The 24774-nt window shown below is 67.0% G+C and carries 28 protein-coding genes; 14 read left to right on the top strand and 14 right to left on the bottom strand.

All coding sequences use genetic code 11. The annotated features are described in order from the left end of the window. Positions 1–13 precede the first annotated feature (13 nt). Entirely contained in the window at positions 14–1507 is a 1494-nt protein-coding gene (locus tag GO488_RS00890; protein ID WP_162315925.1) for a sensor histidine kinase, read from the bottom strand. 136 nt (positions 1508–1643) lie between these two features. Here GO488_RS00890 and GO488_RS00885 point away from each other — a divergent pair, with 136 nt between their 5' ends. Both GO488_RS00885 and GO488_RS00880 read left to right on the top strand, forming a co-directional pair. Further along, a complete protein-coding gene (locus tag GO488_RS00885; RefSeq protein ID WP_162315924.1) occupies positions 1644–2123 on the top strand; it encodes a DUF309 domain-containing protein in 480 nt (159 codons plus the stop codon). Between the two features lie 98 nt (positions 2124–2221). Continuing rightward, positions 2222–3010: a M14 family metallopeptidase gene (locus GO488_RS00880; protein ID WP_162315923.1), complete on the top strand. Its 789-nt coding sequence runs from the start codon at positions 2222–2224 to the stop codon at positions 3008–3010. An 87-nt stretch (positions 3011–3097) separates the two neighbouring features. Here the strand turns inward: GO488_RS00880 and GO488_RS00875 are convergent, their stop codons facing one another. Beyond that, complete coding sequence (locus GO488_RS00875; RefSeq protein WP_162315922.1) at positions 3098–3550, bottom strand: UPF0179 family protein; 453 nt, start codon at positions 3548–3550, stop codon at positions 3098–3100. 31 nt (positions 3551–3581) lie between these two features. Continuing rightward, positions 3582–3959, bottom strand: coding sequence for a DUF5820 family protein (locus GO488_RS00870; protein WP_162315921.1), 378 nt, complete (start codon positions 3957–3959; stop codon positions 3582–3584). 441 nt (positions 3960–4400) lie between these two features. On the opposite strand from GO488_RS00870, the gene GO488_RS00865 reads away from it, so the two are divergent. From GO488_RS00865 to GO488_RS00850, 4 genes are read left to right on the top strand one after another with little or no spacing between them, the layout of a single operon-like run. Further along, positions 4401–6473, top strand: coding sequence for a PrkA family serine protein kinase (locus GO488_RS00865; protein ID WP_162315920.1), 2073 nt, complete (start codon positions 4401–4403; stop codon positions 6471–6473). Further along, the gene (locus GO488_RS00860; protein WP_162315919.1) at positions 6474–8756 is read left to right on the top strand and encodes a PrkA family serine protein kinase; all 2283 of its coding nucleotides are present in this window, start codon (positions 6474–6476) and stop codon (positions 8754–8756) included. After that, complete coding sequence (locus tag GO488_RS00855; protein WP_162315918.1) at positions 8747–10063, top strand: YeaH/YhbH family protein; 1317 nt, start codon at positions 8747–8749, stop codon at positions 10061–10063. The genes GO488_RS00860 and GO488_RS00855 overlap by 10 nt, the downstream gene beginning before the upstream one ends. After that, positions 10060–12105: a SpoVR family protein gene (locus GO488_RS00850; RefSeq protein WP_162315917.1), complete on the top strand. Its 2046-nt coding sequence runs from the start codon at positions 10060–10062 to the stop codon at positions 12103–12105. The genes GO488_RS00855 and GO488_RS00850 overlap by 4 nt, the downstream gene beginning before the upstream one ends. A 201-nt stretch (positions 12106–12306) precedes the next feature. Here the strand turns inward: GO488_RS00850 and GO488_RS00845 are convergent, their stop codons facing one another. Beyond that, positions 12307–12459 carry a hypothetical protein gene (locus tag GO488_RS00845; protein WP_162315916.1) on the bottom strand — a complete coding sequence of 51 codons (153 nt, stop codon included), beginning with the start codon at positions 12457–12459 and terminating at the stop codon, positions 12307–12309. A gap of 59 nt (positions 12460–12518) precedes the next feature. On the opposite strand from GO488_RS00845, the gene hisD reads away from it, so the two are divergent. The 4 genes from hisD (at position 12519) to GO488_RS00825 (ending at position 15067) form a co-directional block, all read left to right on the top strand. Next, positions 12519–13787 (top strand): histidinol dehydrogenase, encoded by a 1269-nt coding sequence (gene hisD, locus GO488_RS00840; RefSeq protein ID WP_162315915.1) that lies wholly within the window; start codon positions 12519–12521, stop codon positions 13785–13787. 59 nt (positions 13788–13846) lie between these two features. Next, complete coding sequence (locus GO488_RS00835; protein WP_162315914.1) at positions 13847–14185, top strand: hypothetical protein; 339 nt, start codon at positions 13847–13849, stop codon at positions 14183–14185. Between the two features lie 80 nt (positions 14186–14265). Next, on the top strand, positions 14266–14613 hold the full coding sequence (locus GO488_RS00830) for a hypothetical protein (RefSeq protein WP_162315913.1): 348 nt from the start codon (positions 14266–14268) through the stop codon (positions 14611–14613). A 79-nt stretch (positions 14614–14692) separates the two neighbouring features. Then, positions 14693–15067, top strand: a complete 375-nt coding sequence (locus GO488_RS00825) for a HesB/IscA family protein (protein ID WP_162315912.1) — start codon at positions 14693–14695, stop codon at positions 15065–15067. On the opposite strand, the gene GO488_RS00820 is transcribed toward GO488_RS00825, so the two are convergent. The 8 genes from GO488_RS00820 to GO488_RS00785 all read right to left on the bottom strand — a co-directional run bounded on the left by GO488_RS00820 (position 15068) and on the right by GO488_RS00785 (position 19784). Next, the gene (locus tag GO488_RS00820) at positions 15068–15268 is read right to left on the bottom strand and encodes a dodecin (protein WP_162315911.1); all 201 of its coding nucleotides are present in this window, start codon (positions 15266–15268) and stop codon (positions 15068–15070) included. Positions 15269–15394: 126 nt separating this feature from the next. Continuing rightward, positions 15395–16246: a DNA-methyltransferase gene (locus GO488_RS00815; RefSeq protein ID WP_162315910.1), complete on the bottom strand. Its 852-nt coding sequence runs from the start codon at positions 16244–16246 to the stop codon at positions 15395–15397. A 44-nt stretch (positions 16247–16290) separates the two neighbouring features. Next, a complete protein-coding gene (locus GO488_RS00810) occupies positions 16291–16950 on the bottom strand; it encodes a DUF2238 domain-containing protein (RefSeq protein WP_162315909.1) in 660 nt (219 codons plus the stop codon). Next, positions 16947–17567: a hypothetical protein gene (locus tag GO488_RS00805; RefSeq protein ID WP_162315908.1), complete on the bottom strand. Its 621-nt coding sequence runs from the start codon at positions 17565–17567 to the stop codon at positions 16947–16949. Before GO488_RS00805 ends, GO488_RS00810 begins: the two co-directional genes overlap by 4 nt. A gap of 48 nt (positions 17568–17615) precedes the next feature. Continuing rightward, positions 17616–18533: a metal-dependent hydrolase gene (locus tag GO488_RS00800; RefSeq protein ID WP_162315907.1), complete on the bottom strand. Its 918-nt coding sequence runs from the start codon at positions 18531–18533 to the stop codon at positions 17616–17618. A gap of 71 nt (positions 18534–18604) precedes the next feature. Then, positions 18605–19138: a mechanosensitive ion channel domain-containing protein gene (locus GO488_RS00795; protein ID WP_162315906.1), complete on the bottom strand. Its 534-nt coding sequence runs from the start codon at positions 19136–19138 to the stop codon at positions 18605–18607. Positions 19139–19169: 31 nt separating this feature from the next. Next, a complete protein-coding gene (locus GO488_RS00790; protein ID WP_162315905.1) occupies positions 19170–19466 on the bottom strand; it encodes a DUF7116 family protein in 297 nt (98 codons plus the stop codon). A 78-nt stretch (positions 19467–19544) separates the two neighbouring features. Beyond that, a complete protein-coding gene (locus tag GO488_RS00785; protein WP_162315904.1) occupies positions 19545–19784 on the bottom strand; it encodes a DUF5816 domain-containing protein in 240 nt (79 codons plus the stop codon). A gap of 72 nt (positions 19785–19856) precedes the next feature. On the opposite strand from GO488_RS00785, the gene GO488_RS00780 reads away from it, so the two are divergent. Continuing rightward, positions 19857–21215, top strand: a complete 1359-nt coding sequence (locus tag GO488_RS00780; protein ID WP_162315903.1) for a bifunctional metallophosphatase/5'-nucleotidase — start codon at positions 19857–19859, stop codon at positions 21213–21215. A 32-nt stretch (positions 21216–21247) separates the two neighbouring features. Further along, positions 21248–21697 (top strand): universal stress protein, encoded by a 450-nt coding sequence (locus tag GO488_RS00775; protein ID WP_162315902.1) that lies wholly within the window; start codon positions 21248–21250, stop codon positions 21695–21697. On the opposite strand, the gene GO488_RS00770 is transcribed toward GO488_RS00775, so the two are convergent. Further along, positions 21652–22731 (bottom strand): mechanosensitive ion channel family protein, encoded by a 1080-nt coding sequence (locus GO488_RS00770; protein WP_162315901.1) that lies wholly within the window; start codon positions 22729–22731, stop codon positions 21652–21654. The two genes, GO488_RS00775 and GO488_RS00770, sit on opposite strands and share 46 nt — an antisense overlap. Before the next feature lie 76 nt (positions 22732–22807). Here GO488_RS00770 and GO488_RS00765 point away from each other — a divergent pair, with 76 nt between their 5' ends. Together GO488_RS00765 and GO488_RS00760 are read left to right on the top strand one after the other, a co-directional pair. Further along, a complete protein-coding gene (locus tag GO488_RS00765; protein WP_162315900.1) occupies positions 22808–23554 on the top strand; it encodes a proteasome assembly chaperone family protein in 747 nt (248 codons plus the stop codon). Between the two features lie 125 nt (positions 23555–23679). Next, the gene (locus GO488_RS00760) at positions 23680–23874 is read left to right on the top strand and encodes a DUF8106 domain-containing protein (RefSeq protein ID WP_162315899.1); all 195 of its coding nucleotides are present in this window, start codon (positions 23680–23682) and stop codon (positions 23872–23874) included. Between the two features lie 22 nt (positions 23875–23896). Here GO488_RS00760 and GO488_RS00755 read toward each other — a convergent pair whose 3' ends face one another. Next, a complete protein-coding gene (locus GO488_RS00755; RefSeq protein WP_162315898.1) occupies positions 23897–24748 on the bottom strand; it encodes an eIF2B alpha/beta/delta subunit family protein in 852 nt (283 codons plus the stop codon). Positions 24749–24774: the final 26 nt, after the last annotated feature.

Here is a 24774-nt window from a genome sequence, read left to right as displayed (position 1 = left end):
GCGGCGACGCGTCTCAGTCGGCGGCGTTCGGTTCGGTGCCGGTGAACTCGAAGCGCGCGCCGCCGTCGTGGCTCTCGGTGACAGTACAGTCCCAGTCGTAGGTGTCGGCCAACTGGTCGACGTAGGTAAGCCCGAGGCCGATGCCGCCGCCGTCGGTGGTGTAGCCGGGTTCGAACACCTGACTGCGCTCGGCCGCCTCGATTCCGTGGCCGTCGTCCGCGATGTAGAAGCCGGTGGGCAGGTCCCCGACGCGAACGGTCACGTCGGGACCGGCGTGAACGACGGCGTTCGAGAACAGGTTCTCGAGGACGTATCGCAGGTGCATCGGGTCGGCTTCGACGACCTGCTCAGTCTCGAGCACCAGTCCGGACTCGTCGTCTCTCGCCTCCTTCCAGGCCTCGCTGGCGGCGTCGGCCAGCGCGACTTCCTCCCACTCGATGACCGAGTCCGTCCCGCCGGCGGTGACGAGGATGACGTCGATCAACTCCGCCATGCGGTCGAGCGCCGCCGCCAGCTCCTCGGCCGCCGCCTCGTCGCCGGTCGCGGCCTGCTGTCGGTAGAGGTGCGCGATCTGGAGCGGATTGCGGAGTTCGTGGGCCAGCATCCCCGCGAACGATTCGAGCCGCGCGTTCGTCCGCTCGCTCTCCAGCTCGGCGCTCACCCAGTTGCCGAGCAGTTCGACGAGCGTCACGTCCCACTCCGAGAACGACTCCGTCCGCGGTTCCGTATCGTAGAAACAGAACGTCCCGTAGGAGGACCCCTCCACCGAGACCGGGACGCCCAGATAACAGGCGATCCCCCACTCCGCGTTGCCGGTCCGGTCGGCGAGGTCCGGCGCGTCGGTCTCGATATCGTCTACCACGAGCGGCTCCCCCGACCGGACGACGCGCTCGCAGTTCGTCGCGCCGAGCGAGACGGCGTCGCCGGCCTCGAAGTCACAGTCGGTCGGGCCGGAGAGCGCCTCGAAGACGTAGGTGTCCGCGTCGGCGTCGATCCGCGACAGCACCCCGTACTCCGTCCCGAGCGCGTCGCTGACGACCGACAGTAACTCCGTCACCTGTCGGTCGAACGGTCGGTCGACGTCGCCGACGATCTCGTAGGTCCGCTGGAGCGCGCGCTCGCGAGTCTCGAGTCGGCTCCGTTCTCGGACGCGCGGGGAGACGTCGCGGAAGAAGACGGACAGCCCGGTCCGGGAGGGGTACAGCCGTCCCTCGAACCGGCCGTCGGACGGCGGGTAGTCGATCCCGAACGTCGACGGCGACTGTGTCTCCATCGCGCGTTCGCACTCGTCTCGAAACGCCGCCGCTATCGCCTCGGGCAGCAGCTCCCCGACTGCTGTCCCGGGCAGGTCGGCATCGGCGCTGGCGAGGACCTCCTCGGCCGCGTCGTTGCAGAAGGTGACTCGTAGCTCCCCGTCCAGCGCCACGACCGGGTCGGTCATACGTGAAAGGACCGCCGCCCCGCCCGGTCCGTCGGGCGGGTCCGGCGGCTCTCGCTTCTCTGTCATGACGGATGGTTCGAACTGTCGCACAAAAAAGCTCTGCATTAGCAACGTCGGCGTTGTCACTCGGAGTTCGTATCGGCGTATCGACAGTATCGGCCCGGACCGGTGGATTCACCCGGCCGGCCGCCGAAGGTGGCGTATGGACGACCACACGCGGGACCCGACCGTCGAACCGCCGGCCGGTAACCCGACCGGCTGGCGAACGGACGGGCAGTGGGAACACGCGACGCTCCGCCGAGCCGTCGTCCACGGGGTCCGCCTGTACAACGTCGGGGAGTTCCACGAGTCGCACGACTGCTTCGAGGACGAGTGGTACAACTACGGCAACGGTTCGACGGAGAGCAAGTTCCTCCACGCGATGGTCCAGGTCGCCGCCGGCGCGTACAAGCACTTCGACTTCGAGGACGACGACGGGATGCGCTCGCTGTTTCGCACCTCCCTCGACTACTTCCGCGGCGTCCCGAGCGACTACTACGGCGTGGACGTCCTCGACGTCCGGACCACCGTCTCGAACGCGCTGGACGATCCGAGTGTGCTAGAGGGGTGGCAGATCCGCTTAGACGACGAGTATCCGACCGCCGACGAGGCGGACTTCGCCTACGCCGAGACGCTCGATTGAGCGCGGCCGATTTTCCGCACCCCGTTACAAAGTGACACAGTAACGCGGTGACGTGGAATCCACACGACTCTAAAGGCAGGCCGCCCAAAGGCCTACAAATGCGAGTCGAACAACTGGGCGACGGAGCGCCGGAAATAGTCGTGGTCGGCGGCATTCACGGCGACGAACCGTGCGGCCCGGACGCCATCGAGTCGATCCTGGCGGACCCGCCGTCCGTGAATCGCCCGGTGAAGTTCATCGTCGCCAACGAGGAGGCGCTCGAAGCGGGGGAGCGCTACCTCGAAACCGATCTGAACCGCGCGTTCCCGGGGGACCCCGACTCGGCGCTCCACGAGGAGCGACTGGCCGCGGAGCTGACCGAGGAACTTCGCGGCTGTACCGTCCTCGGCCTCCACTCGACGCAGTCCTACGACGGCATGTTCGCCCTCGTCGAGGAGCTGTCGCCGGCGCTTCGGGACGTCCTCCCGAACCTGTCGGTCGACGCGGTCGTCGAGACGGAGGCGGCCAGCGAGGGCCGGATCTTCTCCGTCGCGCCCGGGGCCATCGAAGTGGAGTGCGGCTATCAGGGGTCGCCCGAGGCCGCCGAAAACGCCGAGCAGGTCATCAGGGAGTTCCTCGCCGCGACGGGCGTCACCGACGAGAAACTGCCCGCGAGACGCGAGTCCCTGCCGGTGTTCCGGCTCGGCGACCCCATCCCGAAGGCCGCGGCCGACCAGTACGAGGTATACGCCCGGAACTTCGAGGAGCACCCGGCCGGAGAACCGATCGCCGCCGCCGACGGGGAGCAACTCGTCTCCGACGAGCCGTTCCACCCCGTCCTCCTCTCCGCGGAGGGGTACGAGGAGGTCTTCGGGTACACCGCCGACCACGTCGGTGCCCTCGACTGAGGCGCGTCATACGAGCTGTCGCGGTCTCTTACCGGTAACGTCAACCCCGGTGCGACGATTACCGGTAAATGGCTACGATAACCCGTATCAAGCGTCCTCGGGCGCTTCGAGTTCGACCAGCGTGAGGTCGCGGTCGAGCATGCAGTAGTCGTGGGGCGGGTCGCCGACGATCTTCTCGATGCGGTACTCGGTGTCGAACTCCGCGCCCATCGGTTCGCAGTACTGGTGGCTCGGGCACTCGGTGTGGGGACAGGAGCCGGCGAGGGAAGCTTTACTGCCGGCGTAGGCACCTTTATCGGGGACGTTCGCGGGGATGGGCGCGGGTTCGACTTCGACGGCGCGGACGCCGGTATCGTGGATTGCGCAGTCGAGGGTCTGTCCGCTCTCGCGGACGCTGGTGATGCGGTAGCGGCGGCCGGGGGTGAGATTGAGACATTGATCGCGGTACGGACAGCCGGCACAGCCGTCGGCCTCGCCGCGGTAGACGAACTCCTCGCCCACCTCGGCGAGGCGCGTGCCGACGAGCGTCACGGAGGTCATAGCGGGGATAGAACAGCGCGGCAGATAAGCGTCAGGAACGTCCGGTCAGGTCGTCCAGTTCGTCGAGGTACGCCTCGCGGGGGACCTGATACAACGCTCGATAGTCCAGCTCTCCCGACGCGAAGCGGTTGGCGAGGGAGACGGCGGCCTCGACGGCGGCGCCCCGGTCGGAAAAGGAGTCGGCGTCGCGGGACACCTCGGGTTCCAGATACAGCGTGACGTACCAGTCCTCGCCCGTACGGTCGGCACCGGGTCGGCGCGTGCGCTTGCCCCGCGTGAGATAGATCGTCGGGAGGCAAGGGGCCGGGAAGTTCTCGCTGTCGAAGACATCCGGGCGGTACGCGAGGATGAGTTTCTCGTCGGTCTCGTTCCACACCGTCCAGTCGTCGACGAGCGCGTCGAGGTCCATACGGGGGCGTTCTCGCCGCCGTCCAATACTCTGTCGGCCGGCGGTGCCCGCGGTCGTATTCAGCGGTGGTATATAAATGCCGAGCGAAAGGTGTGATCGATGGTGACGCACCTCGGCTGAGCCGTCCCCGTATTAGGGGGCAAAAGCGACGTGCCGAGAGGCGGTGGTATATGTGTGTCGGGAAAAGGTACTTAGGGGTGCAGTTCTCATGTAATAAATAGTATCGGAAACAGTTACGCACTGTCACCCGCTACCAATGGGGTGGGACCGTCCCCGTGTCCACCCGGCCAGACCACGCATGACAGCGAACACTCATCGGCCTGCGTCGGCGGGTCCTGTGACGGCCGCCCGCGAGAACACACGGAGCGACAGACGGTGGCAACCGACTGACTGGGTCCGGTCCGGCACCCCCACGCCGCGTGCCGAACTCACAGAGATAGCATGAGCAAGAACAAAGAGACACTCGAGGCACTGAGTCAGGAGTACCGGGACACGATACCAGCGGACCTGCGGACGACCCACTCGTTCGACTGGTATCTCGACCAACTGTACGACGAGCCGCGCATCGCTCGGAACGCCCACCAGCGCGTCGCGGACATGTTCGACTACTACGGGACGAGCTACGACGAGGACGCCGGGGTCGTCGAGTACGAACTCGCCAGCGAGGACCCCCTCCACGACGGCGAGAACACGTTCTACGGCCGGGAGGTCCACGAGTCCATCCACGAGTTCGTCAACAAGGTCAAGTCCGGCGCGCGCGGGCTGGGGCCCGAGAAGCGCATCAAACTGCTGCTGGGACCGGTCGGCTCCGGGAAGTCCGACTTCGACCGGCAGGCCCGGCGCTACTACGAGAACTACACCCGCCGCGACGAGGGGCGGATGTACACGTTCCGCTGGACCAACCTCTGTGACGTGGTCGGCGACCAGGACCCGGCCGACGACGTGGTGCAGTCGCCGATGAACCAGGACCCGATGGTCCTGCTCCCGCAGGAGCAACGCGATAAGGTGATCGAGGACATCAACGGGGAACTCGACGCGCCCTACACGATCCGCAACGAGCAGGCGCTCGACCCGGCCAGCGAGTTCTACATGGACCGCCTGCTCGCCCACTACGACGACGACTTACAGGCCGTCCTGGAGAACCACGTCGAGATCATCCGCTTCGTCGCCGACGAGAACCAGCGACAGGGGATCGAGACGTTCGAACCGAAGGACAAGAAGAACCAGGACGAGACGGAGCTCACCGGCGACGTCAACTACTCGAAGATCGCCATCTACGGCGAGAGCGACCCGCGGGCGTTCGATTACTCCGGCGCGTTCTGTAACGCCAACCGGGGCATCTTCTCCGGCGAGGAGCTGCTGAAGCTCCAGCGCGAGTTCCTCTATGACTTCCTCCATGCCAGTCAGGAACAGACGATAAAGCCGAAGAACAACCCCCGAATCGACATCGACCAGGTCATCGTCGGTCGGACGAACATGCCCGAGTACCGCGACAAGAAGGGCGACGAGAAGATGGAGGCGTTCAACGACCGGACGAAACGCATCGACTTCCCGTACGTCCTCCAGTACGAGGAGGAGGCCAAGATCTACCGGAAGATGCTCCGGAACGCGGACCTCCCGGACATCCAGGTCGAGCCCCACACGCTGGAGATGGCGGGCCTGTTCGGCGTCCTCACGCGCATCGAGGAGCCCGACACCGAGTCCGTCGACCTCGTCCAGAAGGCCAAGGCCTACAACGGCGAGATCGACGAGGCCGACGACATCGACGTGAAGAAGCTCCGCGACGAGGCCTCGAAGACCGCCGAGATCGGCGAGGGGATGGAGGGCGTCTCCCCGCGGTTCATCGGCGACGAGATCGCGGAGGCCATCATGGACTCGATGCACCGCGAGCGGGACTTCCTCTCGCCGCTGACGACGTTCAACCACCTCGAAGGGAACCTGGAGAACCACGGCTCCATCGACGAGGAGTCCTTCGACCAGTACTACCGCTACCTCGAACTCGTCCGCGAGGAGTACAAGGAGCGGGCTATCGAGGACGTGCGCCACGCGCTGGCCTACGACATGGACGAGATCCAGCGTCAGGGTGAGAAGTACATGGACCACGTCATGGCCTACATCGACGACGACACCGTCGAGGACGAGCTCACGGGTCGGGAACAGGAGCCCGACGAGCAGTTCCTCCGGTCGGTCGAGGAGAAGCTCAACCTGCCCGAGGACCGCAAAGACGACTTCCGACAGGAGGTCTCGAACTGGGTCTCTCGTCGCGCCCGCGAGGGCGACACGTTTAACCCGCAGGACAACGACCGCCTGCGCCGCGCCTTAGAGCGCAAGCTCTGGGAGGACAAGAAGCACAACATCAACTTCTCGGCGCTGGTCTCCTCCGGCGAGATGGACGACGACGAGCGCAACCAGTGGATCGACGCGCTCATCGAACAGGGCTACTCCGAGGAGGGCGCGCGCGAAGTGCTCGAGTTCGCCGGCGCGGAGGTCGCCAAGAGCGAGATGGAGGACTAGATGAACGGCGAGGAGTACATCGGCCGGGCGGACGAGTCGCTCGATGCGACCTACGAGGCCCCGATGAGCCTCGCGGAGTACGTCGACACGGTCCTCGAGACGCCCGAGATAGCCGCCCACGCCTCGAAGTACCTGCTCGCGGCCATCGAGGCGGCCGGGACGCGCACCGTCATCGAGGAGGGCGAAGAGAAGGAGCGCTACCGCTTCTTCGACGACCCGCACAACGACGGGGAACACGCCATCCTCGGCAACACGGAGGTGCTGAACGCCTTCGTCGACGACCTGCGCTCCATCGCGGCCGGGCGGGGGAAAGACGAGAAGATCGTCTGGCTCGAAGGGCCGACGGCGACCGGCAAGTCAGAGCTGAAGCGGTGTCTCATCAACGGCCTGCGGGAGTACTCGAAGACGCCCGAGGGGCGGCGGTACACCGTCGAGTGGAACGTCGCCGGCGCGGGCGGGAGCGACAGCGCCCTGACCTACGGCGACGTGCCGGTCGAGGACGAGGACGACTGGTACGAGAGCCCGGTGCAGGTCCACCCGCTGACGGTGTTCCCGCAGGACGTCCGCGCGGACCTGTTGGCGGCGATCAACGAGAAACTGGACGATCACATCGAGATCCACGTCGACGGCGACTTGGACCCGTTCTCGCGGGAGGCCTACGACTACTTAGAGGAGCAGTACCGCCGACAGGGGACCGAAGACCTGTTCTCGGCGGTCACGGACCCCGGACACCTCCGGGTGAAGAACTTCGTCGTGGACATCGGTCGCGGCATCGGCGTCCTCCACTCCGAGGACGAGGGCACGCCGAAAGAGCGGCTGGTCGGGTCGTGGATGCACGGAATGTTACGCGAACTGGACTCGCGAGGCCGGAAGAACCCGCAGGCGTTCTCCTACGACGGCGTCCTCTCGCAGGGCAACGGCCTGCTGACGGTGGTCGAAGACGCCGCCCAGCACGCCGATCTGCTCCAGAAGCTACTGAACGTCCCCGACGAGAGCCGCGTCAAGCTCGATAAGGGCATCGGGATGGACGTCGATACCCAATTGGTCATCATCTCGAATCCCGACCTCGAAGCCCAGTTGAACCAGCACGCCGAGCGCGAGGGACAGGACCCGCTGAAGGCGCTGAAGCGGCGGCTGGACAAACACGAGTTCACGTACCTGACGAACCTCTCGCTGGAAGCGCAGTTGCTCCGCCGGGAGCTGACCAACGAGACGAGCGTCTGGGACCCCGACTCGTGGGAGGAGCTGGAGACGTGGATTCAGGAGCCGGTGACCGTCGCCGTCCGCGACGAGGCCGAGACGGCCACCGAGAAGGAACTGGCCCCCCACACCATCGAGGCGGCGGCGCTGTACGCCGTCGTCTCCCGGCTGGACGCCTCGCCGATCCCGAACGGACTGGACCTCGTCGACAAGGCGCTGCTGTTCGACCGCGGCTACCTGATGGAGGGCGACGAGCGGGTCGACATCGACGACTACGACGTCGAGAAGACCGACGCCGACGGCGACCACGGCATCCCCGTGACCTACGTCCGAGATATCGTCGCCGACCTGCTTCACGAGACGCAGGACCGCCACCACCCCGATTTACCCGTCGAACACGTCATCATGCCGCGGGACGTCCTCAACGCCATCGCGGAGGGGCTCGGCGACGCGCCGGTGTTCTCTGCGGCGGAGGCCGGCGAGTACGAGGAGCGCGTCGTGCCCGTGAAGAACCACGTCTTCGGCGAGCAGGAGCGGGACGTGCTGGACGCGATGATGCGCGATAAGCGCGTCGACGAGTCCACCGTCGAGGAGTACATCGAGCACGTCTACGCGTGGGCGAGCGACGAGCAGATAGAGAACGCCCGCGGCGAGTACGTCGACCCGGACCCGCTGAAGATGAAGGTGTTCGAGATCGAGCACCTCGGCCGGTTCGACGAGGACAACTACGACGACAACGACCCCGACGAGGCCGTCGAGGCGTTCCGCACGGACAAGATAATCACGGCGCTGAACCGCCACGCGTGGCAGCGCCGCGACGAGGAGTTCCGCGTCGGCGACGTCTCCCCGAAGGAGATCCCGGTCATCAAGACGGTGCTGGGGAGCCACGACTGGGACGACGTCAAGCGGACCTACGAGGACTTCGACCCCCGGCAGTGGGACAACCCTCCGTCGGGGACCGAGACGGCCCGCCTCAAGGAGAAGACCGTCGAGAACATGGTCGACATGCGCGGGTACAGCGAGGCCACCGCCGAGCTGACCAGCCGACACGTCATGAGTCAGGTGAGTTACAGATGGGACTGAAAGACGACCTCGAACGGTACCGCGAGATCGGCGAGGAGCGCCGGCAGGACCTCGCCGAGTTCATCCAGTACGGCGACCTCGGTGGTTCGCGCGGCGACGAAGTGCGCATCCCGATCAAGATCGTCGATCTGCCCGAGTTCGCCTACGACCAGCGGGACAAGGGCGGCGTCGGGCAGGGCGAAGGGGCCGAACCGGGCGACCCGGTCGGCCAGCCGCAGCCCCAGCCCGGTGAGGACGGCGACGAGGACGGCGAACCCGGCGAGGAGGGCGGCGAGCACGAGTACTACGAGATGGACCCCGAGGAGTTCGCCGAGGAGTTGGACGAGCGCCTCGGCCTGGACCTGGACCCGAAGGGGAAGAAGGTCATCGAGGAGACTGAGGGCGACTTCACCGACATCACGCGGACGGGGCCGTCCTCGACGCTGGACTTCGAGCGCCTGTTCAAGCAGGGCTTGAAGCGCAAGTTGGCGATGGACTTCGACGAGGACTACGTCCGCGAGGCGTTGAAGGTCGACGGCTGGGGACCGGCGACCGTCTTCGAGTGGGCGCGCGAGAAGAATATCGTCGTCTCGAAGGCGTGGATCGAAGACGCCTACGAGGGCATCCCAGACGAGGAGAAGACGAAGTGGGCGTCCATCGAGGAGATGGAGGAAAACGTCGAGCAGACGGACACCCCACAGCGCATCCGCCGGGAGGGCGTCGACGAGATCCCGTTCCGCCGGGAGGACGAGCGCTACCGCTACCCCGAGATCGTCGAGGAGCGCGAGAAGAACGTCGTCGTCGTCAACATCCGGGACGTCTCCGGGTCGATGCGCCAGAAGAAGCGTGAGCTCGTCGAGCGGACGTTCACGCCGCTGGACTGGTATCTCCAGGGGAAGTACGACAACGCCGAGTTCGTCTACATCGCCCACGACGCCGACGCCTGGGAGGTCGACCGCGACGAGTTCTTCGGCATCCGCTCCGGTGGCGGGACCCGCATCTCCAGCGCGTACGACCTCGCGGCGGCGATCCTCGAAGAGGAGTACCCCTGGAGCGAGTGGAACCGCTACGTCTTCGCCGCCGGCGACTCGGAGAACTCCTCGAACGACACCGAGGAGAAGGTCATCCCGATGATGGAGCAGATTCCGGCGAACCTCCACGCCTACGTGGAGACCCAGCCGAGCGGCAACGCCATCAACGCGACCCACGCCGAGGAGGTCGAGCGGAGCTTCCGCGACAGCGACAACGTGGCGGTGGCGTACGTCTCCTCGCCGGAGGACGTCATCGACGCCATCTACGAGATACTCAGCACGGAGGAAGAGGGATGAGCAAAGACGACAGATTCGCCAAGCAACGCATCGCCGACGACCTCGAGGAGCCGGTCGACGAGGCCGGCAATCTCGCCCGGAAGCTCGGGCTGACGCCCTACCCGGTGAACTACTGGGTCGTCGACTACGACGAGATGAACGAGCTCATCGCCTACGGCGGGTTCCAGAAGCGGTACCCCCACTGGCGCTGGGGGATGCAGTACGACCGCCAGCAGAAGCAGGGCCAGTTCCTCGGCGGGAAGGCCTTCGAGATCGTCAACAACGACGACCCGGCCCACGCCTTCCTCCAGGAGTCGAACACGCTGGCCGACCAGAAGGCGGTCATCACCCACGTCGAGGCCCACGCCGACTTCTTCGCCAACAACCGCTGGTTCAAGATGTTCAGCGACGGCGCGCCGCCGCGGGCCGCCAGCGAGGCCACGGAAGGCGGCCCCGACAGAGGCCCGGACGCCGCCGGAATGCTCGCTCGCCACGGCGACACGATTCGGGAGTACATGCAGGACCCCGACATCGAGCGGGGCGAGGTCGAGCGGTTCATCGACCACGTCCTCTGTCTGGAGGACAACATCGACCAGCACCAGCCCTACAGCCCCGTCGAGACGGCCGCCGAGCACTTCGAGGACATCGAGGGCGTCGACGTGGTCGACCAGCTGGACGAACTCGACCTCTCGGACGAGGTCAAGCGGCAGGTGTTCGACGACGAGTGGTTAGACGCGCAGGCCGACGACGAGGACGGCGTCACCTTCCCCGCCCAGCCCGACAAGGACGTGCTGGGCTTCCTGCGAAAGCACGGGATGGCCTACGACGAGGACGCCGGGAAGGCCGTCGAGATGGAGGACTGGCAGGCGGAGATCCTCGAACTCCTGCGCCGGGAGGCGTACTACTTCGCCCCCCAGAAGATGACGAAGGTGATGAACGAGGGCTGGGCGGCCTACTGGGAGTCGCTGATGATGACCGGCGAGCGCTTCGCCGGCGACGACGAGTTCGTCCTCTACGCCGACCACATGGCGCGAGTGCTGGGGTCGCCGGGGCTGAATCCCTACAAGCTCGGGCTGGAGATCTGGGAGTACGTCGAGAACACGGAGAACCGCCGGGAGGTCGTCGACAGGCTGCTCCGCGTCGACGGCGTCACCTGGCGGACGTTCCACGACGTGATCGACTTCACCGAGGTACAGGACCGCCTCGAACCGCCCGAGTGGTTGCAGAACGCGGTCGAACACCTCGACGAACTCGACCCCGAGGACCCGCGCGTGGACGCCGAGTCGCTCGAACGCGCCCGCGACGGCGACCTCGACGCCGAGAAGTACCCCTGGAAGGTGCTGACCTACGAGGGGCTGGCCCAACGGCACTACTCGCTGGTCAAGCCCCAGTACCGCGGGTTCGTCTCGCGTGTCAGCCAGGAGGAGTTAGAGCGCGTCTCGCGGTACATGTTCGACGACTCCCGGTACGACAGCGTCGAGGCGGCGCTCGCCGACGTGGACTACACCCGCGGCTGGGAGCGCATGCGCGAGATCCGCGAGAGCCACAACGACGTGACCTTCCTCGATGAGTTCCTCACCCAGGAGTTCGTCGACGACAACGACTACTTCACCTACGAGTACACCCACGCCTCGGGCGACTACCGCGTGACGTCGACGGACCACGAGGACGTCAAGAAGAAGTTGATGCTGCAGTTCACCAACTTCGGCAAGCCCACCGTCGTCGTCCAGGACGGCAACTACCAGAACCGCAACGAGCTGCTGTTGGCCCACCAGTACAACGGCGTGATGCTCGACACCAAGCAGGCCGCGGACGTCCTCGAACGCACCTTCGAGCTCTGGGGCCGCCCGGTGAACCTTCTGACCATCGTCAAGGAGTTCGACGACCACGACGTGGAGGTCGCCAAGCGCCGGGACCGCGAACCCGAACCCGAAGAGGTCGGGAAACGTCTGCGCTACGACGGCAAGGAGATCACCGTCGAGGACGTGCCGTGGAGCGAGGTCGAACACCTCGCGGCGACGGACATCGACTACAACACCAAGCCCGACGAGTGGACCGCCTGAACGCATCTGTTTTCTCTGAGAGGGCTAGTTCTGGTTACGCCGGGTTCGGAAGGGTGACCGATTCGAACAGCCAGAAAGCCCCCGAACGCTCGATTGCCGGGACTCGTTGCGCGCCTCAGTCGCTCCGCTCCTTGCGGTGCTTACGTCGTCCGGGCTAATCGAGCGTCCGGCCCCTTTCAGTCCCACCCCGTAGCTGGCCAATCAGCCGACACGGGTGGACTGAAAGGGGCCGACGCGCTCCGGGAACCCCGACGAAGCAAGCACGCGAACGCAGTGAGCGCGCAGCGAGTCGCGGGACTGGAGCGCGTCGGGGGCTTTCTGGCTCTCGGTCACGGCAGTTGCAAAACCAGACATAATCAGGGATGCTAGCGGCGAAGGGAAACCCGTTTTTCCGCCCGTCTCGAAGGCGGTCCATGGACGTACACACTATCGCCGACCTCGGGCCCGACGAGCGGTCGGCGCTGTTCGACCGGGACGCGGGCGTCGAGGCGGTCAGGGACGACGTTCAGGACATCGTCTCGCAGGTCCGCGAGGAGGGCGACGTGGCGCTCCGGCGCTTCGCCAGCGAGTTCGACGGCGTCGAGGTGGGCAACGTCGACATCACCGACGCCGCCGAGCGCGCCTACGAAGAAGTAGACGACGACGTGCGAGCGGCCATCGAGGACGCCGCCGAGAACATCCGGGCGTTCCACGAGCGGCAGGTCCCCGAGGACTGGCGCGAGGACTTCGAGGGGCGGGAGCTGGGCCGCCGCTATCGGCCGCTCGACAGCGCCGGCGTCTACGCGCCCGGCGGCACCGCCGCCTACCCCTCCAGCGCGCTGATGGGTGTGATCCCGGCGAAGGTCGCGGGCGTGGAACACGTCGCCGTCGCCACGCCGCCCGCGGAGACGGTCAATCCGGTCACGCTGGCGGCGATCCACGTTGCCGGCGCGGACGCCGTCTATCAGGTCGGCGGCGCGCAGGCCATCGCGGCGCTGGCCTACGGCACCGAGACGGTCAACGCCACCGACATCGTGGTCGGGCCGGGCAACCGCTGGGTCACGGCGGCGAAGGCCGAGGTGCGCGGCGACGTGGCCATCGACTTCCTCGCCGGACCGTCGGAGATCATGGTCGTCGCCGACGCGACCGCCGACCCGGAACTGGTCGCGGCGGACCTCGTCGCGCAGGCCGAACACGACGAGAACGCTTCCGTCGTCGCTGTCACCGACGACGAGGGAGTGGCCGAGGCCGTCGCCGAGAGCGTCGAGGAACAGGCCGGCGAGCGAGAGCGCGAGGCGGTGATTCGAGCGGCGCTCGAAAGCGACGCCTCGGGCGTCTTCCGCGCCCGGTCGATGAGCGAAGCGGTGCTGTTCGCCGAGGAGTACGCCGCCGAGCACCTCTCGATTCAGGCCGAGGACGACGAGGAGCTCTTAGAGCGAATTCCCTCCGCCGGCTCCGCGTTCCTCGGCCCGTACAGCCCCGTGGCGGCCGGCGACTACGCCGCCGGGACGAACCACGTCCTGCCGACCGGCGGCGCTGCGCGGGTCACCGGCGGCCTCTCCGTGGACACCTTCGTCCGGTCGACGACCGTCCAGCGCCTCAGCGAAGACTCGCTCTCGGACATCAGCGAGACGATCACGACACTCGCGGAGGCCGAGGGGCTGGAGGGCCACGCCGAGAGCGTCCGCAAGCGGTTCGAGTAGCGGCACTCCGGAATGCGCAAGGTGCACTTTTTCGGCTCCGTCGGCCCGTAGCGTCGCCCATGTCGAGTTACGAAGCGCACTCGGTCTCGTACTCGGGAACGACGGAAGCGGACTGGAGCGCCCCGTCCGAGAGCGACTTCGAGACGGACGACCTCTCGACCGTCGACGACCACTACCTGCTGTCGTCGTCGGGCTTCCCGCCGGAGGAGTTCAGCGACCTGCAGATCCCGGTCGTCGACCCGGACGGGAGCCTGAACCTGAACGCGCTCCAGACGGCCTACAGCGGCGGCCACAGCGTCGAAGCCGTCGACGGAATCGACGGCGAGACCGTCGGACAGGTCAAGGGCATTATCCAGCGACTCGCCAGCGAGGGGTTCGACCACGAGATCGGCGACTGAGCCGCCCCTCGAACCGCGAACCGTTACTCGGGAGCGTGAGCAAGCGTTCCGCTTTTTTCCGGGGAGCGAACAGAACGAGTGTGACAGCATACGAAGCCGCGACCGTCTCCTACGACTCCGTGACGACCGAGCCGTGGGACGCCCCGGCGTTGAGCGACTTCGAGACGGACGAGCTCACCGAGATCGCGGACCACTTCGTGGTGGCGAAGGGCGGCTTCCCGCCCGAGAAGTTCAGCGACCTCGAACTCCCCGTGGTCGATACGGACGGCGAGCTCAACCTGGAGGGGATACGGCGAGCCTACAGCGGCGGCCGCAGCGTCAAAGCTATCGACGGCATGAGCGAGGGGACCCGAGCAAAGGCCAAGAGCGTCCTGCAGGATCTCGCCGAAGCGGAGTTCAGCGAGGGACTCGACGGCGAGACGGAGTGAGACGGCTGTCGACTGCGAGAGTCGGGCCGGAACGCCCACCGGCGTCAGGGTTAACACGCTCGGGAGCACACGTATCCGTATGAGCAGTACCGCAGAGGACGGTGAACCTGAACTCGGCGGCTCCGACGTGGGCGTCACGGAGGAGGCCGCCGCGGAGGCACTGGACCTGCTGGAGGGAGAGGGGATGGACACGGACGTGGCCGGCCTACGCCTGTTCGTCCAGCAGGGCGGTTGCGCGGGGCTCTCCTACGGGATGCGCTTCGAGCACGAACCGGAAGACGGCGACACCGTCTTCGAGCGCAATGACCTGCGCGTGTTCGTCGACGGCGCGAGCATCGACTACATCGAGGGGTCGGTCCTCGCGTACGAAGGCGGGCTACAGGGCGCGGGGTTCCACGTCGAGAACCCCAACGTGGTCAGCGAGTGCGGTTGCGGCGAGTCGTTCCGAACGTAGCTACTCCTCGAGTTCGAAGGCGACGGTCACTTCCGCCTGGTACTCCCGTCCGTCGGCGTTGGCGATCTCGACGCCGAGTTCGTCCACTTCGACCCACTTCAGGTTGTCCAGCGTCCGTTCCGCGCGTTCGATGGCGTCGTCTGCGGCGTCGTCGAAGCTCTCCGAACTCGTCCCGATGAGCGTGATTTTCTTGAATACCATTGGTGTGTACTAACACCGTTGCCGCGACCGAGCGGTCGCGACCCGGTGCTGTACCCGGATGTTGGCTTGCGGTTTTTGTAACCGTTGGGGCTATCGGCGGCGAGCGGCCGACACGCAGACGGCGTGTCACGTCAGCTCGTCTAGGCTCATCTGCGCGTCGTCGTCTACGGGCGGTTCGTAGTCGGTGAAGACGCGGTCGCGGACGATGTCGTCCACGTACTCCTCGTCGCGTTCGAAGCCGATGCAGCTCCGCCCGAGGTCGCGGGCCACTTTCATCGTCGTCCCGCTGCCGAGGAACGGGTCGAGGATCACGTCGCCCGGGTCGGAACTGGCCTCGACGATGCGCTCGATGACCGCTTCGGGAAACTGCGCGGGGTGGTCGGTGCGCTCCGGCGACGCCCTGTCCGTGCCCGAAGTCACCTTCGGGATGTCCCAGACGTCGCCCGGGTTCTTCCCGTTCGGATTGACCTTCAGCTCGCCGTCTTTCTTCTGGTTCGGGTACTTCGCCGGGACGCGAACCTCGTCCAGGTTGAAGGTGTAGTCGTCCAAGTCGGCGACGCAGTAGAGCCACGTCTCCTTCTTCGGCGAGAAGCGGTTTCGGCAGTTCACGCCCGCCTTGTAGTGCCAGACGACTTGCTGGACCAGCGAGATGTCCAGTTCGTCGCGGACGATGGGGTAAATGTCGTACTCCCACGGAACGTACTGTCGGCCGTCAGACTCCTTCCGAAAGCCGATGTTGAGCCAGAAGGAGCCGTCGGCGGCCAGTGTCCGCTCGGCGAGTCCCATCCACCGACGCGTGAAATCGAGGTAGTCCTCGAGCGCCATCACCTCCTCGTACTCCTTGCCGATGTTGTACGGCGGGGAGGTGACGACGAGGTCGACCGCTCCGTCGGCGACCACTTCGTCCATGTCGAGGGCGTCGCCGAGGTACGCCTCGTGGAACGTCTCGCCGTCGTCGGTCTCGTATCGCAGTTCCATCGCTTGCCCTCGAAGTGGACAGTCCGTAGTTTCAGTCTTTCGAGCTAGCTGGTCCGCTGTCCGAGCCACCCCTCGACGTGGCCGACGACGTCGGTGAGGTGGGCGGTCCCCCAGATAGCGACGACGACGGCCCCGACGGTGTCGAAGACGAGGTCGAGCATCGTATCGCGCAGGCCGTACTGCGTGAGGACCGCCGAGTTGCCGGTCGATTCGGCGGCGAGGCCGATAGTGAACTCGATGACCTCCCAGAGCACGCCGAAGGCGAGCACGAACAGCAGGATGAACACGAACATGAAGCGCGGCGGGAGGTAGATCTCCTCGGTGTGGCGGTCCAGCGCCCGGACGGTGGTGTAGCCGACGGCGGCTACCAGCGAGGACGAGAGGGCGTGTGTGACGTGGTCCCAGCCCGGGACGCTCGCGTAGAAGTTCGTCGGGGACCACGGGATGCCGATGACGCCGACCGCGTGGAGGAAGACGGCCGACGTAATCCACAGCGTCAGCGCCGGGTCGAGCGCGATGCCGTAGTCTCGCTCCAGCAGCGGCGGGATCTGCGTGACCGCGAGCCCGAGGGCCGTGTTGACGATGATACCCGTGTTGCCCGTCCAGACGCCGATGACGAAGATAGCGACCATCGAGAGGGTCATCGCGCGCGAGGCCTGTCGCTGGCGGCGGTCGCTGATGCCGAGATAGTCCCGAATCCTCATAGCTCCGGTCGGACCTCCTCGGGGACCCGCGTCGCCCCCATCTCTCGGCGCACGTAGTACGCGAAGACGACGCCGGCCCCGACGCCGGCGACGGTCGAGGCGACGAACTCCCACATAACTGCCTCCTCGATGGCGTGTTCGGTGAGCGCCGGGTCGAGGAGGAACGCCGTCCCGAGCGTCTGGTCGGCGACCCAGCGGACGACGGCCCACACGCCGGCGGTCGCCATCGTCGTCACGACGACGAAGACCACGGCGAAGCGGGGCGTCATCCGGACCGGCGTGAAGACGTGGAGTTCGACGGCGACGATGAGCGCGATGGCCGCCACCGAGAGGTACGTGGCGAGGTTCCCCGTGACCGAGAGCGTGGCGAACACGCGACCGACGACGGGCAGCGCCGCGAGCAGGAGAATCTCCCACGGCAACATCGCGTGACGGTTCAGGAGCAACAGCGGCGGCAGTAGGGCCAGCACCGCGACGCCGGCGGCGAAGGCGGCCCAGAGCAGCTCTCCCTCCACGACGCTTCCACCGACGACGGCCAGCAAGAGCGCGACGACCAACCACGCGAGGAGCGCGTTCGTCCGTTGGTCGTGCAACAGCGCGGTCACGTCGGAATCCATGTCCATCAGGTACGAGCGGACGTGGAAAACACTATCGCCGGTATCGCCCTATAGCACGCCGTAGGCCAGCGCGTAGGCCACCGCCGCGACGGTCACGGCCGCCAGCCCGGTCACGACGGTCTCGAGCCAGTCGACGCCGTGCCTGAACGGGCGCACCGGCGCGCCGACGACGCCGATGGCGAGGACGCTGAAGACGAAGTGCGCGGACTGCTCCAGCGTCGGAGCCGGAAGCAAGAGCGCCGCGGCGGCGTAGCCGGCACCCACTGCGGCGCGCGGATGGACCAGCGCGGGCAACCGGTAGCCCGAGAGGCGCGCGTAGGTCCAGACGGCCAGCCAGACGGTCCCCAGTTCGACGGCGAAGGCCGCCAACAGGTGCCCGGTCGGGTCGGGGTGGAGCAGGACGCGCTCGGCGACCAGCGTCACGTCGAACGGGTAGAGGAAGGGCGGCGGACCGCCGGTGAAGAGGTCGCCGAACGGGTGGGAGAACAGCCCCGCGGCCGCGACGGCGGACAGCGGCCGGGGGGCGATCTCCAAGCGGTGGGCGGCGAACGCACCGACGCCGAGCCCGGCGACGGCGAAGACGAGGACGACGGCACCGCCGACGATGCCGCTGACGCTCGTCGCGACCGCGACGAGCGAGCCGACGAGCGCGAGCGAGAGCGCACGCCACCGCCGCGTCTCCGTGACCCAGAGCGCGACGGCCAGCGCGAGGAGCGCGCCCATCACCAGCGAGTGGGTCGGCCCTCGGTGGACGACGTTGGCCGTCTCCCAGAACACGTCGGGGCTGAGCGTCCCCACCGACTGGACGAGCAGTCCGACGGGCGCGTACACCACGTCTACGTCCGGCACGGCGGCGAAGAGGCCGGCCACCGCGCCCAGCTGGAGCGCGCGCTCGGGGCGCGCGTCCAGCCGTCTGGCCCCGAGCGCCACGAGCGCGAACGCGAGGAGGGCATGGCCGATAAACATGCCCCCGTGTTCGTCGTCAGCGAATATAAGTATCGCGTGTCAGACGGTGGGACACCGCGTGAACCGCATGGTTAGTCGTCGGCGCGCACTTTCGTCCACTGTTGCTCGATGTCGGCGTTGGCTCTGACGACGACGTTTCCGTCCACGTCGAAGCGCGTCTTGCGCAGTTCGATGGCGAGCACCTCGCCGGTAGTGTCCTTCACCGTGACCGTGTCACCGGGGTTGAAATCCGGGTCGCGCAGGAGGTAGACGCCGGAGACGGCGTCGGCGATCATGTCTGAAAGGGCGTAGGAGACCCCCAGCGCCAGAAATCCCGTGGCCGTTCCGAGCGACGCCGCGACGAGTGTGAGACCGACGATGGAAAGAAAGGAGAGGCCGACGCCGAACCAGAGGAACACCAGGACGAGGCTGGCGATGAACTGGCGATACACCGGCGCTTCGCCGGGTAGTGCCCGCCGGAGAACCGCCCTGACGACGAGCATGACGAGTTTGATACCGACCGCCGCGATGGTCAGGAAGACGATCCCCGCGAGGACGTTCGGAAGCGTCTCGCGGATGCCACCGAGCAACTGTTCGAGCGCGGAGACGACGACGCTGGCTTGCACGCTCGATGGTCGGACCCGTCGCCCTAAGATGCTACGGGTGAACGACGTCGTAGCCGCCGTCCTCGCGGACGCCGATGACGGCCCAGTCGTACTCCACGTCCATACCACCGAGGCGACGGCCGAGGTCCGAGGCGTCGGCCGCCCAGGTGACGAAACAGCGCAACTCCCCTGTCTCCGGAAGCGTCTCCTGGTCTTCGACGACGGTGACGTGGACGTTGCGCCACTCGTGTTCGGCTCGGATGCCGGACTCTGTGCGCGACACGGAGTATCCGATGTCGTCGAAAATCGACTGGGCCCGCTCGCCGAGGGATGTGGTAACGACCCCCATCTGTGAAGACCTACCAGTGGGGGTGGCATAAACGTTTACACCTGACAATAGATCTATAGTTGTCGGCTGGTCACCAGCTCACTCGTGGGCCGCGTCCCACTCCTCGGCCTTCCGGAGGTTGCTGCACTCGTTACAGCGGATGCGCCCCATCGAGTCCATCGCGTTGTTGAACGTCTCGCAGTTGCCACAGAAGTACCCCCAGCGGCGCTCGCGGTCGGCCTCGACGTAGACGGTGTAGAACGGCCCCTTCGTCCCGATGTCGCCGTCCTCGCGGTCCACGAAGAGCGTCTCGCCGTCCGGACCAGTGCGTTCTTCCATACCGTGACGTCGGGTTCGAGCGCCTAATTCACTGCGGAACCGATTTGTCGAACGGTCCCCTACGGCGGGTTAATGGGTCCTCGCCTCCTCCACTACTCCGACGTCGAGAGCGCCCACGACGACCCCGACCGCATCGGGCGGTTGGCCGGGACGCTGACCTCGCTGAACGACGCCGAGACGCTGCTCGTCGGCAGCGGCGACAACACCGCTCCAGGGGTCCTCTCGATGGTGACCGAGGGACGGCAGTCGCTCGACTTCTTCGCGGCGGTCGAACCGGACTTCGAGACCTTCGGAAACCACGATTTCGATCACGGCCTGGCCGCCACGCGCGAGGTCGTCGAGCGCTCCCCGCAGACATGGCTGACCGCGAACGTCCGCCGCGACGGCGACCGCTTCCTCGCCGACGAGACGGAGTCGCGGGCGCTGCGGGAGGTGGTCGGCACGACCGTCGGGTTCGTCGGCGTGACCAACACCGCCACCGGGGCCGCCAACCCGTCGGCCGACCCGCTGGCGTTCACCGACCCGTTCGCCGCCGTCGCCGACGCCGCGGCCGCGCTCAGGGCGCGGGGCGCGGATCTGGTGGTCGTCGTCTCGCACCTCGGCCGGGACGACGACGAACTCGCGCGCCGCTGCGACGTGGACGTGATTCTCGGCGGGCACGTCCACGAGCGACGCATCGACCGCATCGACGACACACTCCTCACGCGTCCGGGGTCGAACGGTCACGCCGTCGTCGACGTCGACCTCGGCGGCGCGCGGCCGACCGCCGAGTTCCGGGCCGTCGAGGACGGCGAACCCATGGAGAGGGTCGCGTCGGCCATCGAGGGACGCCTCGCGGAGACGGGGCTGAACGAGGTCGTCGCCCGCGTCGAGGAGCCGATCTCGCGCGAGCAGACCGACGCCTACGGCGGCGAGAGCCGCATCGGCAACGTCGTCGCCGACGCCTACCGCTGGGCGACCGGCGCGGACGTGGGTCTCCAGAACGGCGGCGGCATCCGGCGCGACGAGTCACCGCTCGCGGGCGACGTGACCGTCGCGGACCTTGTCTCGGTCGTCCCCTTCGAGGAACCGGTCGTCGTCGCCGAAGTCACGGGCGCGGAACTGCGCTCTATCTGCCGGGAGGCCAGCGGTCGGGTGGTCGACCACGGCGACGCCGACTGGTGGCACGCCCACGTCAGCGGTCTCGAACTGGTCTGGGACCGCGAGACGCAGTCCGTCGAGCGGCTTCGCGTCGGCGGCGAGCCCGTAGTCGACGCGGAGACGTACACGCTCGCCACATCGGAGTACCTCCTGCACACGACCGTCGAGTTCCCGACGCTGACCGAGTCCCACCGCGTCGCCGCGTACGACCTCCAGTACGAGGTGCTCGCCGACTACGCTCGCAGCGAGGGCATCGACGCGTCGGTGACCGGTCGCGTGGTGCGTCGCTAGGGATTTAACCCCCGCCGTCGAACTCTCCGTCGATGCCACAGGTCGTCGTCCCGGTCCGGTATCCGCTCTCCGAGAACTCGCGTGCGACCCTCTCGGCGGCCGTCGACGTCGCCGAGGAGGAGGACGCTGATCTGACAGTTCTGCACGTCAACCTCTATCAGGGCGGCCACAACGTCTCACGGGCGCAACTGAAGAGCGCCGTCGAACGGGAGTTCGGTCACCTGCCCCGGACGCGCTACGTCGTCCGCTCGGGGATGCTCGTCGAGGAGACGATCCTCGACGAGGTCGCCGCGCAGGACGCCGACGTGGTCGTTATCGGCGACAAACAGGTGAGTCGCTGGCGGTCGATGATCCGCCGTCTCGTGGACGACCCCGACATCGAACGCTACCTCCGGGACGAGCTGGACTGCGACGTGGTCACGGTGAGCCCGAACAGTCAGCCCTCGCGGTACTCGCCGTCGTCGCGCTCCTCGGACGACTGAGCGTCGCTCGGGACGTCCCGCTCCGGGTCCCTCGCCGCGTCGGCCGGCGGCCGCCCGGTGAGTCGGTCGCGGTTCTCCACCGACACCTGCATCTCCCCGCTCGTCTCGTCGAAGTACAGGTGCGAGTGCGGATAGGCGATCTCCACGTCGACGTCCTCCAGGGCGTCCCAGACGTTGGTCTGGACCTTCGAGCGGGTGGCCAGCAGCTTGTACGGCTCGGTCACCCAGTAGCGAACGGTCAGCAGGACGCCGTGGTCGGCGAAGTTGTTGATGTACGCCGTCGGCGCGGCCGGGTAGCGGGCGGCCCCCACGCGGATGTTCGGCCCGCCCTCGATGACGTTGTCCACGTTCCGCGCGGCCCGCTCGATGAGCGACCGCGCCTCGGGGACGTCGCTCTCGTAAGTGACCAGCACGTCGAGCGCGAGGCGGGTCCGGGGGTCCTCCGCGGAGTAGTTGACGACGTCGCGGTCCCGCATCGACCCGTTCGGGATGACCAGAAACGTGTTGTCGAGCGTGAACACCTTGGTGTGTCTGAGCGTGATGTCCTCGACGAAGCCGGTCTGCTCGCGGTCGGCGAGCTCTATCATGTCGCCGATCTCGTAGGGCTGGTCGGCCAGCAGGAAGACCCCGGAGATGAAACTGCCGACGATGGGCGCGACGACGACACCGATGACGGCCGAGAAGACGGCCACCGAGAGCCCGATATCCCCGATTTCGAGCCCGTAGATGCCCATGATGGTGAGCAGCGCGAAGACGTAGACGGCCGCGCGGATGCCGCGGAGGACGGTCCGCGTGAGGCTCGGCCGACGGAACTGCTGAGCGACCCGGCGGCCGAGCAGTCGGACCAGCAGCCGAGAGACGCCGTAGGCCAGCGCGATGACGACGATCGAGGCGAGGAGGTCCGCGGCCCACGTCGGGATGTGGAACGGGAGCCACGAGAACAGCGTCTGCGTCACTTCCGCGGGAGTGTCCGTGGGCGTCGGCGGCGTGGGGGTTCCATCCCCCTGAAACAACCGGACGTGACCGGAACGCATGGCGTACAGTCCACGGTCACACGAAAAAAGGGTTCCCCTCCCGAAACGATTAGCCGACGGCGAGCGACCACCCGGTATGGCGACAGACGAGACGCGGACGCCGCGCTTCGAAGCGACAGCCGAACCGCCCGAGATCGAGACGCTCGTCCTCGGGTTCAGCGAGTACGGGCTCGCCGGTCTGACCGCCGTCGACTACCTGATCGACCAGCTGTCGATGACGCAGGTCGGCCACCTCGAAGCGGGCGGGCCGCCGCTGATCACCCCGTTCGAGAACGGCGTTCCGCGCCACCACACGCGAGTGTACGCCCACGCCGAGACCTCGCTCGGCGTCGTCATCAGCGAGCGGTTCGTCCCGGTACCGACCGCCGAAGCGTTCGCCGACGCCGTCGACGCCCTCTACGCCGAACTCGAACCGTCGAACCTGACGATTCTCTCGGGGGTCCCCGTCGCGCACGGCCCGGAGGACCACGTCCCGTTCTACATCGCCACCGAGGACTACCGGGACCGCTACCTCGCCGACACCGACGTCCGTTCGATGGGGACCGGGTTCCTAGACGGCGTCACGGCCGAACTCGTCTCGCGCGGCATCGAGGACGACGAGCGTCCCGTCGGCGTCTTCACGACGCCCGCTCACCCGCAGGCCCCCGACGCCGCCGCCGCGATTCGCCTCGTGGACGCGCTCGTTCGCACCCACAGTATCGAAGTCGACACCGAACCCTTGGAGGCCTTCGCGGCGAACGTCGAGGCGCAGTACCGCGCGCTCGCCGAGCGGATCGAGGCCGCCGAGGCGGAGGCGACGCCCGACGACCGAATGTACATGTGACCGCGCTTCGAGAAGACATATCACGAATTTGCTAACGGTCTTCGATGGGGGACGGGGACGTCTTCGGTGAATAATTACACAGTTCACCAACAAATACTTCCGGTCGCGGTACCTCCCTCTAGCCGATGACCTCCATCGAAACTCGCGCGGCAGACGCCGCCGACGCCGAGCGGCCGCGCCGGCAACGACGCAAGGGCGTGCTGTTCTGTCCGGCCTGTGGCTACGAGAGCCGCGCCGGGGAGAACTGGGCCGTCGACGGGACCGGCGACGAACGCGTTCTGCGCTGTCCCGAGTGTCAGACAGTCGTCAGCGACCGGTAGCGTTCAGACCGCACCGATTTTCTCAGTACTCGTGTATCGTCTCGTCCGTGACGACGGAGTCGAGTAGCTTCACCGGCGTCGCGTCGTAGGCCGGGTTCGCCACGTCGAACCCTTCGGCCGGTTCCAACAGCACTTCCGACGGCGAGCGGGACTCATTCTCGAAGGCGAACGCGCCGTCGACGTACTTCGAGTCGGCACCGACCACCGTCACCGGGACGCCCGTGTCGTTGGCCGCCGTGGCGATGGGGTACGTCCCCACTCGGTTGTAAAGCACGTCCTCGACGATACAGTCCATGCCGACGACGACGCGGTCGCACTCGGGCATGAAGTGACCGGCGGCGCTGTCGACGATGAGCGTCACGTCCACGCCGTCGCGCTCGGCGAGTTTCCGCGCGGCCTTCCGCCCGAGATAGCGCGGCCGGGACTCCGTGGCGTACACTTCGAAGGAGTGCCCGGCCGCCAGCGCGTCGTCGATCGCGGTCATGACCGTCGAGGAGTAGTCGTGGATCAACAGCACGTCGTCGTCCGCGATGAGCGTCGCGGCCCGCGCCGCGGCGCGCTCCTTCGCCGACTCCACCTCGTCGACGACCGACTCGATGGCTTCGAGCGTGAGCCGCTTCGCCGTCGAGACGTCGGCGGGGTCGGCGTCGGTCACCGCCTCGACGATCTCGTGTTGCGTGCTGTACAGCGAGGCGTGCGAGGGGTTCGCCCGCCGGAGAGCGTTGCTGTTGCGTTCGAGCGTGCGGAGGTACTCCTCGACGGTGGGGAACTCCCGTTCGGTCAGCGCCCGCAACGACTTCGCCGCCTTGATGGCGACGACCGAGGAGCCGTGCGTCTGCATCTCCTCGATCTCCTCGACTGTCTCGTCTATCATACGGTTCGCTGTGACCCGAACCGACA

Source organism: Haloarcula limicola, assembly GCF_010119205.1.
Classification (GTDB): Archaea; Halobacteriota; Halobacteria; order Halobacteriales; family Haloarculaceae; genus Haloarcula; species Haloarcula limicola.
The sequence above is the reverse complement of the archived record's forward strand: the minus strand, read 5'-3'. Positions and strand labels throughout refer to the sequence as shown.

What these genes read in the sequence shown, in the direction of transcription:
- GO488_RS00875 (WP_162315922.1), bottom strand. Translation starts at nt 3,550, where the DNA reads ATGACCTCCGTGACGCTCGTCGGCACGCGCCTCGCCGAGGTGGGCGAG.
- GO488_RS00845 (WP_162315916.1), bottom strand. Translation starts at nt 12,459, where the DNA reads ATGTCTGGTTTTGCAACTGCCGTGACCGAGAGCCAGAAAGCCCCCGAC.
- GO488_RS00785 (WP_162315904.1), bottom strand. Translation starts at nt 19,784, where the DNA reads ATGGAAGAACGCACTGGTCCGGACGGCGAGACGCTCTTCGTGGACCGC.
- GO488_RS00765 (WP_162315900.1), top strand. Translation starts at nt 22,808, where the DNA reads ATGGCGACAGACGAGACGCGGACGCCGCGCTTCGAAGCGACAGCCGAA.
- GO488_RS00810 (WP_162315909.1), bottom strand. Translation starts at nt 16,950, where the DNA reads ATGAGGATTCGGGACTATCTCGGCATCAGCGACCGCCGCCAGCGACAG.
- GO488_RS00820 (WP_162315911.1), bottom strand. Translation starts at nt 15,268, where the DNA reads ATGGTATTCAAGAAAATCACGCTCATCGGGACGAGTTCGGAGAGCTTC.
- GO488_RS00825 (WP_162315912.1), top strand. Translation starts at nt 14,693, where the DNA reads ATGAGCAGTACCGCAGAGGACGGTGAACCTGAACTCGGCGGCTCCGAC.
- GO488_RS00885 (WP_162315924.1), top strand. Translation starts at nt 1,644, where the DNA reads ATGGACGACCACACGCGGGACCCGACCGTCGAACCGCCGGCCGGTAAC.
- GO488_RS00865 (WP_162315920.1), top strand. Translation starts at nt 4,401, where the DNA reads ATGAGCAAGAACAAAGAGACACTCGAGGCACTGAGTCAGGAGTACCGG.
- GO488_RS00890 (WP_162315925.1), bottom strand. Translation starts at nt 1,507, where the DNA reads ATGACAGAGAAGCGAGAGCCGCCGGACCCGCCCGACGGACCGGGCGGG.
- GO488_RS00880 (WP_162315923.1), top strand. Translation starts at nt 2,222, where the DNA reads ATGCGAGTCGAACAACTGGGCGACGGAGCGCCGGAAATAGTCGTGGTC.
- GO488_RS00755 (WP_162315898.1), bottom strand. Translation starts at nt 24,748, where the DNA reads ATGATAGACGAGACAGTCGAGGAGATCGAGGAGATGCAGACGCACGGC.
- GO488_RS00800 (WP_162315907.1), bottom strand. Translation starts at nt 18,533, where the DNA reads ATGTTTATCGGCCATGCCCTCCTCGCGTTCGCGCTCGTGGCGCTCGGG.
- GO488_RS00775 (WP_162315902.1), top strand. Translation starts at nt 21,248, where the DNA reads ATGCCACAGGTCGTCGTCCCGGTCCGGTATCCGCTCTCCGAGAACTCG.
- GO488_RS00790 (WP_162315905.1), bottom strand. Translation starts at nt 19,466, where the DNA reads ATGGGGGTCGTTACCACATCCCTCGGCGAGCGGGCCCAGTCGATTTTC.
- GO488_RS00815 (WP_162315910.1), bottom strand. Translation starts at nt 16,246, where the DNA reads ATGGAACTGCGATACGAGACCGACGACGGCGAGACGTTCCACGAGGCG.
- GO488_RS00835 (WP_162315914.1), top strand. Translation starts at nt 13,847, where the DNA reads ATGTCGAGTTACGAAGCGCACTCGGTCTCGTACTCGGGAACGACGGAA.
- GO488_RS00860 (WP_162315919.1), top strand. Translation starts at nt 6,474, where the DNA reads ATGAACGGCGAGGAGTACATCGGCCGGGCGGACGAGTCGCTCGATGCG.
- GO488_RS00805 (WP_162315908.1), bottom strand. Translation starts at nt 17,567, where the DNA reads ATGGATTCCGACGTGACCGCGCTGTTGCACGACCAACGGACGAACGCG.
- GO488_RS00770 (WP_162315901.1), bottom strand. Translation starts at nt 22,731, where the DNA reads ATGCGTTCCGGTCACGTCCGGTTGTTTCAGGGGGATGGAACCCCCACG.
- GO488_RS00870 (WP_162315921.1), bottom strand. Translation starts at nt 3,959, where the DNA reads ATGGACCTCGACGCGCTCGTCGACGACTGGACGGTGTGGAACGAGACC.
- GO488_RS00780 (WP_162315903.1), top strand. Translation starts at nt 19,857, where the DNA reads ATGGGTCCTCGCCTCCTCCACTACTCCGACGTCGAGAGCGCCCACGAC.
- GO488_RS00760 (WP_162315899.1), top strand. Translation starts at nt 23,680, where the DNA reads ATGACCTCCATCGAAACTCGCGCGGCAGACGCCGCCGACGCCGAGCGG.
- GO488_RS00855 (WP_162315918.1), top strand. Translation starts at nt 8,747, where the DNA reads ATGGGACTGAAAGACGACCTCGAACGGTACCGCGAGATCGGCGAGGAG.
- GO488_RS00850 (WP_162315917.1), top strand. Translation starts at nt 10,060, where the DNA reads ATGAGCAAAGACGACAGATTCGCCAAGCAACGCATCGCCGACGACCTC.
- hisD (WP_162315915.1), top strand. Translation starts at nt 12,519, where the DNA reads ATGGACGTACACACTATCGCCGACCTCGGGCCCGACGAGCGGTCGGCG.